The following is a 12,986-nucleotide window of genomic DNA, read 5'->3' as shown; positions in this document are numbered from 1 at the left end:
TTTACAATCCGTGTTCGAGAACGCCGTCAGCGCTCATCTGAGCAAATAGAAGTCCCTCGCGCAGGCCGCGATCGGCGACAGAGAGCCGGTCGGTCGGCCAGCAGCGCATGAGGGCCTGAAGGATCGCCGCACCCGACATGATCAACGCATGACGGTCGCGTCCGATCCGCGGATCCGTGCGCCGACCTTCCGGTCCCAGCGAGAGATAGTCTTTGATCACCGTGTCGATCTGCGCTGAGGTCATCAAAAGCCCGTCGACTTTGGTGCGGTCATATCGCCGCAGCCCCAGCCAGCTCGCAGCCACAGTGGTGATGGTGCCCGAGGTCCCGATGATCTGAAACCCCTCGCGTTTCTGCTGCGCCGAATAGGGCGAGAAACTCGCAAGCTGCTCTTCAAAAAACCAGCTCATCAGCGCAAACCGCGCAGAGTCGCTTTCCACATCACCAAACTGCTCGCGCAGCGTGGCCACCCCCAGCGGCACCGAAATCCAGTCCACGACCCGCGGCTCGGGCCGGGTGCCGGTGCGCTTGAAATTCATCGAAAAGCGCATCAGCGCCGCCGGACGTTCCGCCGGTTCCAGCTCTGTCAGATCAAGCCAGACCAGTTCGGTCGAGCCGCCGCCGATATCGACGACCAGCAGCTGCTCGGTCCGGGGCTGGACGAGCGGCGCACAGGAGACCACGGCAAGCCGCGCCTCCTCCTCTGCCGGGATCACCTCAAGCGACAGCCCCGTCTCGCGACGGATCGTGCGCATGAATTCACGCGAATTGCTGGCACGGCGACAGGCCTCGGTTGCGACCAGCCGCATGCGGCGCACGCCATGCGCTTCGAGCTTCTTCTGACAGATGCGCAGAGCCTGAACCGTCCGCCCCATCGAGGCACGGCTGAGCCGCCCGGAACTTTCGAGCCCCGCGCCGAGTTGGACCGTCTTGGAAAAACTGTCCACAACGCTGAACTGGTTGCCCTTGGGACGGGCAATCAGCATGCGACAACTGTTTGTGCCAAGATCAAGCGCCGCATAAAGCGGAGCCGGCTCGGCTTTCTTATGGGTGCCGGACGATTCGACCGGCCGGGCCCTGCCTTTCAGCACGACCTCTGCATTCGGGAACGCGTCCGCACCCTGGGGACGCTGGGGCGTCATTTCCGCCCTCCGATATCTGGTTGACACAAAAGTAGTCTCAGCGCCCGTCCTGCGCAAGGGCTGATCCGGGACGCGGTCGCCTGCGTCCGGATGAAACCTGCGGCGATGCGTTGCACCGGGCGTCAATTCGGGCTAATGCGCGGCCAACCCTGACGGAGGCTGCCATGAGCGCGACGAACACTGGTCTGACCTATGCCGATGCCGGCGTGGATATCGATGCAGGAAATGCTTTGGTGGAGCGGATCAAACCCGCCGCAAAGCGCACTTCGCGCTCGGGCGTGATGGGGGGGCTTGGCGGCTTCGGGGCGCTCTTTGACCTCAAGGGCGCGGGCTATAAAGACCCGATCCTGGTCGCTGCGACCGATGGCGTCGGCACCAAACTGCGCATCGCGATCGACACCGGTAATGTTGATACCATCGGCGTCGATCTGGTCGCCATGTGCGTCAACGATCTGGTCTGCCAGGGCGCAGAGCCGCTGTTCTTCCTTGATTACTTCGCCACCGGCAAGCTGGAGCTGGATCAGGCGACCCGCATCATCACCGGCATCGCTGCAGGCTGCGAAGCTTCGGGCTGCGCGCTGATCGGCGGTGAGACGGCGGAAATGCCGGGCATGTATCACAAGGGCGATTTTGACCTTGCAGGCTTTGCGGTCGGCGCGATGGAGCGCGGCTCGGACCTGCCGCGCGATGTCTCGGAAGGCGATGTGATCCTCGGCCTCGGCTCGAACGGCGTGCATTCGAACGGCTATAGCTTCGTGCGCAAAGTGGTTGAGCTTTCGGGTCTTGGCTGGGAGGCGACCTGCCCCTGGGATGAGACCCAGACCCTCGGCGCTGCCCTGCTCGCTCCGACCCGTCTTTACGTCAAACAGGCGCTCGCAGCGGTGCGTGCAGGCGGCGTGAAGGGTCTGGCGCATATCACCGGCGGCGGCATCACCGAAAACCCGCCGCGCGTCCTGCCTGAGGGGCTGGCCTGCGCGATCAATCTTGATGCCTGGACCCTGCCCCCGGTCTTCCGCTGGCTCGCAGAGACCGCGAAGATGACCGAGGCTGAGCTTCTGAAGACCTTTAACTGCGGCATCGGCATGATGCTGGTTGTGGCCCCCGAAAAAGCAGAGGCCATCGCAGCCCTGCTGGCAGAGGCCGGTGAGCAGGTCTTCACCCTTGGCACCATCGTGAAAGCGGACGAAAGCGGTCACGGCGTGGTCTATTCCGGCCGTCTTCTGTGAAAAAGCGCGTCGCTCTTCTGATCTCGGGGGGCGGATCCAATATGGTCCGCCTCATTGAGGATATGCAGGACGAAGACCACCCCTGCACAGCGGTTCTGGTCGCCTCAAATGATCCGAATGCAGCCGGTCTGGCGAAGGCGGCCGCTTTTGGCGTTCCGACCGCTGCGGTCGATCACAAACCCTTTGGCAAAAACCGCGCCGCCTTTGAGGCGGAACTGCTGAAGCATATTGAGGCCGCGAACCCCGATATCGTGGTGCTGGCCGGTTTTATGCGGGTGCTGACGGCGGATTTCGTGCAGCGCTTTGAAGGGCGGATGCTGAATATACACCCGTCTCTTCTGCCGAAATACCCCGGGCTTCACACCCATGCCCGCGCGATTGAGGCCGGTGACACCGAGGCGGGCTGCACCGTTCATGAGGTCACGGCGGTGCTCGATGACGGCCCCCTGCTGGGTCAGGCGCGGGTTCCGGTGGAACCGGGCGACACCGCGGAAACGCTGGCAGCACGCGTGCTCAGGGCCGAGCACAGGCTTTATCCGGCGGTGCTGCGGCGTTATGGCGCGGGCGATAAAAGCCGCATCGATCTGTGAAGAAAAAGGCCGGGCGATTGCCCGGCCTCTTTTATTTTTCCTCTTTGGCGGCACGGGCCTCGGAGGCCGCTTTCATCCGTGCCAGCATCTCATCGCGTGAGCTGCGGCCGCCGGGCGGGTTTTTCTTGCCGCTTGCGGTCTTATCGATAAAGCGGGCCTCTTTGCTGTGTTGAGCCGGGCCGCCCGATTTGCTGTAATCCATCGTCGCACACTCCTGCACAGGACCAAGGCATTCCTTTAGTCCCGCGCAGCCCCTGCCCGCAAGCCCGCTTCGCGGCAAATGCGCCGCATGGCTTTCGGAAATGAACGGATTTGCCGCGCCCGGTCTTTTCATTTTGCAGCCTCAGGCGTAAGGCGGGATCAGTTGTGGCGGGTTCCTGCCGCAGATTCCGGCACTCCTGAGCGGGATATCCCCGCAGCCAAGAGGACAGATGCAGATCATTACCACCACCCAGGCGCTCGCTGCTTTTTGCGAAAAAGCCAAAGCGCAGCCCTATGTGACCATCGACACCGAGTTTTTGCGAGAGCGCACTTATTGGGCAAAGCTCTGCCTGATCCAGGCAGCCCTGCCCGGAGCCGAGGGCGAGGCCGTGCTCATCGACCCCATCGAGGGGCCGGAGATGTCGCTGGAGCCCTTCTATGATCTGCTGCGTCACAAGGAGACGGTGAAGGTCTTTCACGCCGCCCGCCAGGATCTGGAAATCTTCTTCACGGAAGGCAAAGTCTTCCCCGATCCGCTCTTTGACACCCAGGTTGCGGCGATGGTCTGCGGCTTTGGTGAACAGGCGGGCTATGAGACGCTGGTCAAAAAGATCTGCAAGGCCGATCTGGACAAAACCTCACGCTTCACCGACTGGTCGCGCCGTCCGCTGACCCGCGCGCAGCAGGATTATGCTCTGGCGGATGTGACCCATCTGCGCTTCATCTACGAATATCTGGCCGCGCAGCTGGTCAAAACCAACCGCATGGCCTGGGTTCAGGAAGAGCTGTCAATCCTCACCGATCCGGCGACCTATACGGTCACCCCCGAAGATGCCTGGATGCGTGTGAAAACCCGCACCAGCTCGGGCCGATTCCTTGCGGTGGTGAAGGAGCTGGCGCGCTTCCGCGAGGCCTATGCCCAAAGCCGCAATATCCCCCGCTCGCGTATCTATAAAGATGACGCGCTGCTGGAGCTGGCCTCGACCCGTCCGACCACGCTCGAAGACCTGAACAAAGCGCGTCTTTTGCTGCGTGAGGGCCGCAAGGGTGAGATCGCCGACGGTATTCTGGCAGCGGTGAAGGCCGGGCTGGAAATGAAGCCCGAAGATATGCCCAAACCCGACAGCGCGCGGGAGCAGCAGCAGGTCAATCCGGCGCTGGCGGATCTGCTGCGCGTGCTGCTGAAGGCAAAATCTGAAGAAACCGGCGTGGCCCCGAAGCTGATCGCCTCGGCGGCGGATCTTGACGCGCTCGCCGCGGGCGATCGGGATGTCGAGGCCCTGAAGGGCTGGCGCGGAGAGGTCTTCGGCCAGGATGCCCAGCGGCTTTGCCGGGGCGAGATCGCCCTTTCGGCCATTGGTCAGACGGTGAAAGTTATCCGACTGTAATTCCTGCGTTTTACTGTCGCAGTTTCCCGCCGAAAGGGGCCGCTTTGCGGCCCCTTTTTCGTCAGCCGCTCAGGCGCGGCTGCCGTAAAGATCATGGGCGCGTTTTTCAAAGGCGCGCACAATCCGCTGCATGGCCTCATTAAAGACCATGCCGATCACGCCCTGCAGAATGGCGTTCTTAAACTCAAACTCGACAAAGAAATCGACCTCGCAGCCGCCGCCGGCAGCCTCGCGGAATTTCCAGGTCGAACGCATAAATTTAAAAGGTCCGTCAATATATTGCGTGTCAATCTGACGGTTCACAGGGTCCAGAATGACCCGGCTTCCGAATTTTTCGCGAAAAACTTTGAACGAGATGATCAGATCCGCTTCCATCACCTCACGCCCCTGATCGTCAGGGGTGCGCGAGCGGATTCGGGCGGCTGAATTCCAGGGCAGGAACTCAGGATAGCGGCCCACATCGGCGACCAGATCGTACATCTGCTCTGCCGAATAAGGCAGTTGGCGGGTTTCCTGGTGCCTGGTCATAGCTGTGCTGCCCGGTTGCTTAAAAGTCCGACCTGCTCTAGATGCGAACGACCGATGAAATCAAGGGGCGGTCATGTCTCAGAACCCATATGTGATTGATCAGATGATCTCGGCCAAGTCGATTGCGGCCAGGGTCGAGGAACTCGCGAGTGAGATTACCGCCTATTATCACGACACCGATAAGCTGGTGGTCGTTGGTCTGCTGCGCGGCTCGTTCATTTTCATCGCCGATCTGGTGCGTGAAATCAAACTGCCGGTCGAGGTGGATTTCCTTGAAGCCTCGTCTTACGGCGATGGCATGACCTCCTCGAAGGAAGTGCGGATTCTGAAAGACCTGCGCGGCGAGATCGCGGGGCGTGACGTGCTGGTGGTGGAAGACATCGTCGACACCGGCTTTACGCTGCACCACGTGAAGAACCTGCTGTTGTCGCGCCAGCCGCGCCGTCTGCAGATCTGTGCGCTGCTGGACAAGCCCTCGCGCCGTGAAGTGGATATGCGCGCCAACTGGACCGGATTTGAGATCCCCGATGAATTCGTCGTCGGCTACGGCATCGATTACGGTCAGCGCAACCGCAACCTGCCCTATATCGGCAAGGTGCGCTTCACCGAAGAGTGATCAAAGGGGCCTGCGGGCCCCTTTTCGCTTCCCCCTCGACCCGGGCAGTCTGCTTTGGCACAATAGAGTGAAACGGCCCGGAGACGTCATGGCAAAACTGATCCCCTCTCTCCTCGTCACTGCCCTTCTGGGTGGTGCGGTGTTCTGGGTCGTGACGGAGCCCTCTGAAGTTGAAGGATACCGCTTTAAAATCGCCGATGCTGATGCGACCCGGGGCGAGGCGGTCTTCCTGGCCGCCGGCTGCGGCTCGTGCCATGCCGCCCCCGGTGCCACGGGCGAAGACAAACTCGTCCTCTCCGGCGGGCAGCGGTTTGAAACGCCCTATGGCACCTTCATCGCTCCCAATATCTCTCCCCATCCGACTGAGGGGATCGGCTCCTGGGGGGTGACGGATCTGGCGAATGCAGTGATGAAGGGCGTCTCGCCTGAGGGAGAGCATTATTACCCCGCCTTTCCCTGGGACAGCTATGCCGGCATGACCCCGCGCGATCTGGTTGATCTTGACGCCTATCTGCGGACCCTGCCCGTCTCGGACAGGCCATCGCAGAAACATGAGTTGTTTTTGCCGCTGCATTTCCGCCGCGCCATTGGCCTTTGGAAATTCGCCTTCGCCCGCGAGGGTGCGCCGGTGCTGGCCGCTCAGGATTTCAACGTCTCAGAACTGCGCGGAAGATATCTGGTCGAAGTGCTGGGCCATTGCAGCGAGTGCCACACGCCGCGCAACGGGCTGACCGGCGCGCCGGATATGAGCCGTTATCTCCAGGGCGGGCCGGATATCTCCGGCAAAGGGCGCGTCCCCGACATCACCGGCCCCGGCCTTGGGTGGAGCGCGGCGGAGGTCGCAGGCTTCCTGTCCAGCGGCATGACTCCCGATTACGACAGCGTAGGAGGTCATATGGCGCTGGTCGTCGACAATTACGCGAAATTGCCGGAGGCGGATCGTAAGGCCGTGGCCGATTACCTGCAAAAAGTCCCCGGCCCGAAAGTTGCGACCCCGTGAAAGTGATCATCTGCGGCGCGGGCCAGGTCGGCTGGCAGATCGCGCGCCATCTCTCGGGTGAGGGCAATGACGTCACCCTGATCGACACCAATCCCGAACTGATCCGCCGCGCAGCGGAGGTGCTGGACGTCCAGGGCTTTACGGGCTTTGCCTCCCATCCCGATGTGCTGGCCCGGGCCGGGGCGCAGGACGTGGATATGATCATCGCCGCGACCCATTCGGATGAAGTGAATATGGTCGTCTGCCAAATGGCCCATTCGATGTTCCGGGTGCCGCGCAAAATCGCAAGGCTTCGCACCGCCGCCTATCTCGATGCGCTGAACTCCAACCTCTACCGCTCAGACCATCTGCCGATCGATGTCATCATCTCGCCGGAGGTTGAGGTGGCAGAGGCCGCGCTGCAGCGCATTGAGGCCCCGACAGCTTTTGATACGGAAGCCTTCCTCGACAACCGCGCCCGCCTGCTGGGGCTGGCGCTGGAAGAGGACTGCCCGGTTCTGAACACGCCGCTGCGGCATCTGTCGGATCTCTTTCCCAGTCTGCGCGCCGTGGTCGTGGGCATCCGCCGCGAGCAGCGCCTCTTCGCGCCCGAGGCGGGGGACCAGCTGCTTGCAGGCGACCGCATCTATGTCTTTTCCCATGCTGATGACGTCTCGCGGACGCTGGAGATTTTCGGCAAATCGCCGGGGCCGCGCAAAAGGGTGGTGATTGTCGGCGCGGGCAATGTGGGCCTCAGCGTCGCTAAGGCCCTGGAGGCCCGCCCCGACCGCATCCGCGTCCGCCTGATTGAGCGCAACCGCGCGCGGGCCGAGGTCGTCGCCGATGAGTTGAACCGCTCCATCGTGCTCAATGGGGACGGGCTGGACCGGGATCTGCTGGAAGAAGCCGATATCGACCGCGCCGATGCGGTGCTGGTGCTGACCGAAGACGACCGCACCAACCTGCTCGTCTCGGTCCGGGCGCGGCAGATGGGCTGCCGCATGTCCATCGCGCTGATCAACGATCCGACCATGGTGCCGCTGACGGAGGCGCTTGATGTCGATGCCTGGATCAACCCGCGCTCGACTACGGTGTCCTCGATCCTCAAACACATCCGCCACGGCCGGGTCCGCGCGATCTATTCGATCGAGGACGGGGCGGCTGAGGTGATTGAGGCGCAGGTCCTCTCGACCTCACTTCTTGCCGGAAAGCTGATCGGGGATATGCCCCTGCCCGAAGGCGTGATGATCGGCATGATCCGCAAAGGCGGCGAGGTGCTGCGCCCCCACCCCGATCTGCGGGTGTCAGAGGGGGATATGATCACCCTCTTCGTCATGGCCTCTGACATCCCCGAGGTGGAGCGTCTGCTTCAGGTCTCGGTCGATTACTTCTGAGCCATGCCCGCCCGCGCCCTGACCCCGTTGCGCCGCTATCCCCTGCCGCTGCCGGTGGTGATGCTGCTGGTCTCAGCGAGCCTGATGCTGGTGCCGGCGGTTCATGCCTCGGTCACCGGACTTCCTGCGGTGGCGCGGGCCTTTTTCTATTCGGCCACGGCCCTGCTGATCCTGGGGCTCTTTCTGGGCATCGCCACCTGGGGATTTCGCCCCCGCAGCCCGGCGCGCAGCCATCTGCGCAGCCTCGCCGGGGCCTGCCTTGCCCTGCCCCCGTTGCTGGCGCTGCCCATGGTTCAGGCGGTGCCGGATCTGACTTTCGGGCAGGCCTGGTTTGAGATGATCTCGGGCTTCACCACCACCGGGGCCACCATCATTCCGGCCCATGAGCTGCCGGGACCCGTGCATCTGTGGCGCGGCCTTGTGGGCTGGGCGGGCGGCTTTTTCGTGCTGGTCTCGGCTTCAGCCATCCTGGCACCGCTGAACATCGGCGGCTTTGAGCTTTATGCCCCCCGCGCCTTTGGCCGCCCCGCGGGTCTGAGCCGCAATTATGAGGGCACCGAAGCCGAGCCCGCGGACCGGCTTTTTGAACATGCTCTGGCGCTGCTGCCCGCCTGGCTCGGAATCACCGCCTGCCTCTGGGCGGCGCTTCTGATCGCGGGCGACACGGAACTGACGGCGCTGATGCATGCCATGGGGACGATCTCCACCTCCGGCATCACGCCGCTGGACCGCTTTTCGTCGGCCCCTTCAGGCTTTGCAGGGGAGGTGGTGATCTTTGCCGGGCTGACGCTGGCGCTGTCCCGGCGGTTTTTGCCGGGTGCGCCCCAGGCGCGGGTCGATTTTCCGCTGCGCCGTGATCCGGAGCTGCGCACCGCCCTGGTGATCCTGATCGCCGTTCCGGCCGCTCTGGCGTTTCGTCACGGGCTGAGCGAACTGACCGAGCATGACACCCTCAATCTGATGCGCAGCCTGAGCGCCCTTTGGGGGGCGGTCTTCACCACACTGTCTTTCATGACCACCACGGGCTTTGACAGCGCCGCCTGGCCGTTGACGCGGATCTGGTCGGGGATGGAGGAGCCGGGCCTGTTCCTTCTCGGGCTGGCCATGATCGGGGGGGGCGTGGCCACGACCACCGGGGGCGTGAAGCTTCTTCGGATCTATGCGCTCTGGAGCCTCGGCCGGCGCGAGCTTGAACGCCTCTCAGAACCCTCTTCGGTGGCGGGCGGCGGGGCCTTTGCCCGCCATATCCGCACGGAAGGCGCCTTTATCGCCTTTGTCTTTTTCATCCTTTTTGCCCTGACACTGGGGGCCATGAACCTCATTCTCGCCGCCATGGGCCTCGACTTTGAGGCGGCGATCCTGTTGTCCGCCTCTGCGCTCAGCGGGACCGGACCAATGGCCGATATCAGCCGGATTTCAGAGATCCGCTGGCAGGATCTTGAAAGCGGTCCGCGTGTTGTGCTTGCAGCGGGCATGATCCTTGGCCGCCTTGAAACCCTTGCATTGATTGCGTTTGCCATGCCCCAGGCCTGGCGGCGCTGAGACTTCTTTGATTTTGGGCTGGAAAGTCCGCCCGTTGCATACCATATTGGCTGTCAGCCGGGAGGAAACCCGCGGCAACGCCAAGAAGAACGCGAAAAAAAGGGCAGCAGCAAAATGGCTGGCGATAAGCAGAACCTGCAGGACGCATTCCTGAACCACGTCCGCAAAGCCAAAATTCCGGTTACGATTTTCCTGATCAATGGTGTGAAGCTGCAGGGCGTCATCACCTGGTTTGACAACTTCTGTGTGCTGCTGCGCCGCGATGGCCAGTCGCAGCTTGTCTATAAGCATGCGATTTCGACCATCATGCCCGGTCAGCCCATCAGCCTGTATGAAGGCGACGATTGAACTTCCAGATCGAACAGGGTGACCAGATCACCCGCGCCTGGGTGATCCACCCGGACCGCAAAAATGATCCCGGCCGGCGGCTGCCTGAGCACCGCCTGGCCGAAGCTGTATCGCTGGCCGCCGCCATGCCCGAGCTTGAGGTGGTCGGCTCTGAAGTCGTGCGCCTGAGCAAGGGCATCCCCGGCTTCCTCTTTGGTTCGGGCAAGATCGCAGAGATCAAACAGCGCCTCGAAGAGGCCGAAGTGGATCTGGTGCTGATCGACGGCCCCGTGACCCCGGTGCAGCAGCGCAACCTTGAAAAAGAATGGGGCGTCAAGCTTCTCGACCGCACCGGTCTGATCCTTGAGATCTTCGCCGATCGGGCGCGCACCCGCGAAGGTGTGCTTCAGGTTGAGCTTGCGGCGCTGAGCTATCAGCGCACGCGGCTTGTCCGCGCCTGGACCCACCTTGAGCGTCAGCGGGGCGGCTTTGGCTTCGTCGGCGGTCCTGGTGAGACGCAGATCGAAAGCGACCGCCGCGCTATTGACGAGCAGGTGATCCGCCTCAGGCGCCAGCTTGAGAAGGTGGTCAAGACTCGCGAGCTGCACCGCGCCGCCCGCCGCAAGGTGCCCTTCCCCATTGTGGCGCTGGCCGGCTATACCAACGCCGGAAAATCCACGCTTTTCAATCGCATGACCGGGGCGGATGTGCTGGCCAAAGACATGCTCTTTGCCACGCTCGACCCGACCATGCGCGGGGTTGTGCTGCCCTCGGGTCGGCGGATCATCCTCTCGGACACCGTGGGCTTTATCTCAGACCTGCCGCACCAGCTTGTGGCTGCTTTTCGCGCCACGCTGGAAGAGGTGCTGGAGGCTGATCTGGTGCTCCACGTCCGCGACATCTCGCACCCGGAGACCGCGGAACAGGCCGAAGACGTGCGCGAGATCCTGTCCTCGCTGGGCCTGCGCAAAGAGGTGCCGGTGCTTGAGGTCTGGAACAAGCTGGATCTTCTGGATCCGGTCAGCCGCGAAAGCACGCTTGCCAATGCCGCGATCCGTCCTGATGTGCTGACGCTCTCGGCCTGGACCGGTGTGGGGGTGGATCACCTTCTCGACGTGGTCAATGACCATCTCGGCGAAGAGCGCCACCACCGCAGCCTGAACCTCAGCTTTGCCGAGGGCCGCCGCCGCGCCTGGCTGCATGAGCGCGGCCTGGTCGAAGAAGAGGAACAAACGGAAGAGGGGTGGAAAATCACCGCCCTCTGGACCGCGAAACAGGAACAGCAGTTCCGCAATCTCTAAGCGAAAGGCCGGGGCGTTCCCCGGCCTTTTTCGTCAGATCTTCGTCAGGATGATCGCGCCTTTATCGGTCGCCACAACCGTATGCTCATATTGCACCGTGGGCGCCTGCGGAGAGGCATAAAGCGTCCAGCCGTCGCGGCCCTGCACTGCCTCGCGCCCGCCGCGCGAGAGGAAGGGCTCAACCGTCAGAACGAGGCCTTTGGCAATGACGCGGCGGTCATGTTTGTCAGGCCAGGTGGCAATCTCTTCGGGGTATTCATGCAGACCCCGCCCGATCCCATGGCTCGCCAGATTGCAGATCAGCGTATAGCCCTTTGATTTCGCAAAGCGCCCCACAGCGATCCCGATGGCATTGAGCGGCTGCCCGCCCCGGACCTGAGCAATGCCGAGATCCATGGCCTTTTTGCCGTCACGGCAAAGCTGCTCCAGCACCGGCCTGGCCTCGGGCAGGACAAAGCTGGCACCGGTATCGGCGAAAAACCCGTCCTTTGAGGCAGAGACATCCACATTCACCAGATCCCCGGCCTTCAGAACGCGCGGGCCAGGAATGCCATGGGCGGTCTCTTCATTGACGCTGATGCAGGTCGCACCGGGAAAATTATAGGTGCTTTCCGGGGCCGAAACCGCACCGGCTTTGTCCAGAAGCCCGCGCCCGATAGTGTCGAGTTCCAGAGTGGTCATCCCCGGCTCGGCGGCGCGGATCATGGCGTCGCGCACCTCTGCACAGATCCGCCCGATCCGGCGCAGGCCCTCAAGCTCTTCCTCAGTTTTCACGATCATGGGGGCCTCCGTCTGAAACTGGCACAGCTATAAGCCTCCCGAGAGCCTGCGCCATCAGAAAAAACGCCGCCGCCCCCCTCCTTGGGAGGGGGGCGGCGCTTCAGCGCGTTACTGTCGGCGCCGGGCCAGCCATCCGGCCCAGTCGCCCGGGTTGCCACGGAAGGCATTGATATCGACCTTGCCCGGGATGCCCTGAATAATCCCGGTGCCGGTGTGCTGCCAGAAGGTCCAGGCCTGACCGGGGTAAACCGAGGAAGGGTGATCCGCCACCGCGCGCAGCCAGAACTCAGCCCGCAGGCGGCCCAGGTCAGTGTCTTTGTAGAAATCCGGCGTGGTATAGACCAGCGGACGCTGGCCGTAATGGCGCTCAAGACGGTTGAGGAAAACCTCTGCCTCGCGGCGCACATGCGCCCCATCCGGACGCACCGGGCAGTTGCGAGAGCGCGGCCACTCAAGATCCAGCACCGGCGGCAGCGCGCCCGCTTCGCGCGGAACGTTGCGGATGAACCACTCGGCCTGCTCGGCCCCCGAGCGGCAGTGATACCAGAAGTGATAGGCCCCGCGGGGCACGCCTGCGCGGCGGGCATTTTCCCAATGGGTGCGGAACTCCGGGTCAATATGATCCCCGCCCTCGGTCGCTTTGATAAAGGCGAAAGACACCCCGGCAGCCTGGGCCACCGGCCAGTCAATGCCCTGATTCCAGCGCGATATATCAATGCCGTGGATCGGATAATGGCGCGGCGGGGTTGAGGGCCAGTCCACCGGCTTCACGTCGCCGAACTGCGGTGCATATTGCGAGACCGGAGCCTGCGGACGATAGGCCGGACCGCCGCCGCAGGCGGCCAGAAGACCCAGAGACAGCGCGATGACACTGCGGGACAGGTAAGACAACAAATTCAGAACTCCGGCTTGGATGTCTGAGAGTTTTGCCGCAGCTTCACGGAAGTGTCATCCCTTTGCGACAGCATTAAGC

General features: G+C 62.9%; 14 protein-coding genes. 9 read left to right on the top strand and 5 right to left on the bottom strand.

The genetic code is table 11. The annotated features are described in order from the left end of the window. Nucleotide 1 precedes the first annotated feature (1 nt). Entirely contained in the window at nt 2-1,141 is a 1,140-nt protein-coding gene (locus EP867_RS05865) for a Ppx/GppA phosphatase family protein (protein WP_128487270.1), read from the bottom strand. A gap of 164 nt (nt 1,142-1,305) precedes the next feature. On the opposite strand from EP867_RS05865, the gene purM reads away from it, so the two are divergent. Beyond that, nucleotides 1,306-2,367 (top strand): phosphoribosylformylglycinamidine cyclo-ligase, encoded by a 1,062-nt coding sequence (gene purM / locus EP867_RS05860; RefSeq protein WP_128487269.1) that lies wholly within the window; start codon nt 1,306-1,308, stop codon nt 2,365-2,367. Next, nucleotides 2,364-2,957 carry a phosphoribosylglycinamide formyltransferase gene (gene purN, locus EP867_RS05855; protein WP_128487268.1) on the top strand — a complete coding sequence of 198 codons (594 nt, stop codon included), beginning with the start codon at nt 2,364-2,366 and terminating at the stop codon, nt 2,955-2,957. Before purM ends, purN begins: the two co-directional genes overlap by 4 nt. A 31-nt stretch (nt 2,958-2,988) precedes the next feature. On the opposite strand, the gene EP867_RS19780 is transcribed toward purN, so the two are convergent. Further along, entirely contained in the window at nt 2,989-3,159 is a 171-nt protein-coding gene (locus tag EP867_RS19780; RefSeq protein ID WP_164888776.1) for a hypothetical protein, read from the bottom strand. Nucleotides 3,160-3,388: 229 nt separating this feature from the next. Here EP867_RS19780 and rnd point away from each other — a divergent pair, with 229 nt between their 5' ends. Beyond that, nucleotides 3,389-4,546, top strand: coding sequence for a ribonuclease D (rnd, locus tag EP867_RS05850; protein ID WP_128487267.1), 1,158 nt, complete (start codon nt 3,389-3,391; stop codon nt 4,544-4,546). Between the two features lie 69 nt (nt 4,547-4,615). Here rnd and EP867_RS05845 read toward each other — a convergent pair whose 3' ends face one another. Continuing rightward, a complete protein-coding gene (locus EP867_RS05845) occupies nt 4,616-5,074 on the bottom strand; it encodes a type II toxin-antitoxin system RatA family toxin (protein ID WP_128487266.1) in 459 nt (152 codons plus the stop codon). Between the two features lie 73 nt (nt 5,075-5,147). Between EP867_RS05845 and hpt the strand changes: the two genes are divergently transcribed. From hpt to hflX, 6 genes are all read left to right on the top strand, one after another. Continuing rightward, nucleotides 5,148-5,690: a hypoxanthine phosphoribosyltransferase gene (gene hpt / locus EP867_RS05840; protein WP_128487265.1), complete on the top strand. Its 543-nt coding sequence runs from the start codon at nt 5,148-5,150 to the stop codon at nt 5,688-5,690. An 88-nt stretch (nt 5,691-5,778) separates the two neighbouring features. Beyond that, nucleotides 5,779-6,690, top strand: a complete 912-nt coding sequence (locus EP867_RS05835; protein ID WP_128487264.1) for a c-type cytochrome — start codon at nt 5,779-5,781, stop codon at nt 6,688-6,690. Continuing rightward, nucleotides 6,687-8,063: a Trk system potassium transporter TrkA gene (trkA, locus tag EP867_RS05830; RefSeq protein ID WP_128487263.1), complete on the top strand. Its 1,377-nt coding sequence runs from the start codon at nt 6,687-6,689 to the stop codon at nt 8,061-8,063. Before EP867_RS05835 ends, trkA begins: the two co-directional genes overlap by 4 nt. 3 nt (nt 8,064-8,066) lie before the next feature. Next, on the top strand, nt 8,067-9,605 hold the full coding sequence (locus tag EP867_RS05825; RefSeq protein ID WP_241656827.1) for a potassium transporter TrkG: 1,539 nt from the start codon (nt 8,067-8,069) through the stop codon (nt 9,603-9,605). Between the two features lie 114 nt (nt 9,606-9,719). Beyond that, on the top strand, nt 9,720-9,953 hold the full coding sequence (hfq, locus tag EP867_RS05820) for an RNA chaperone Hfq (protein WP_028028559.1): 234 nt from the start codon (nt 9,720-9,722) through the stop codon (nt 9,951-9,953). Then, a complete protein-coding gene (gene hflX / locus EP867_RS05815) occupies nt 9,950-11,233 on the top strand; it encodes a GTPase HflX (protein WP_241656826.1) in 1,284 nt (427 codons plus the stop codon). Before hfq ends, hflX begins: the two co-directional genes overlap by 4 nt. A gap of 33 nt (nt 11,234-11,266) precedes the next feature. On the opposite strand, the gene map is transcribed toward hflX, so the two are convergent. Next, on the bottom strand, nt 11,267-12,013 hold the full coding sequence (map, locus tag EP867_RS05810; RefSeq protein WP_128487262.1) for a type I methionyl aminopeptidase: 747 nt from the start codon (nt 12,011-12,013) through the stop codon (nt 11,267-11,269). A gap of 108 nt (nt 12,014-12,121) precedes the next feature. Beyond that, a complete protein-coding gene (locus EP867_RS05805) occupies nt 12,122-12,904 on the bottom strand; it encodes a glycoside hydrolase family 25 protein (protein WP_322098999.1) in 783 nt (260 codons plus the stop codon). Between the last annotated feature and the right edge of the window lie 82 nt (nt 12,905-12,986).

Source organism: Falsigemmobacter intermedius (assembly GCF_004054105.1).
In the GTDB taxonomy this organism is placed as follows: domain Bacteria; phylum Pseudomonadota; class Alphaproteobacteria; order Rhodobacterales; family Rhodobacteraceae; genus Wagnerdoeblera; species Wagnerdoeblera intermedia.
The sequence above is the reverse complement of the archived record's forward strand: the minus strand, read 5'-3'. Positions and strand labels throughout refer to the sequence as shown.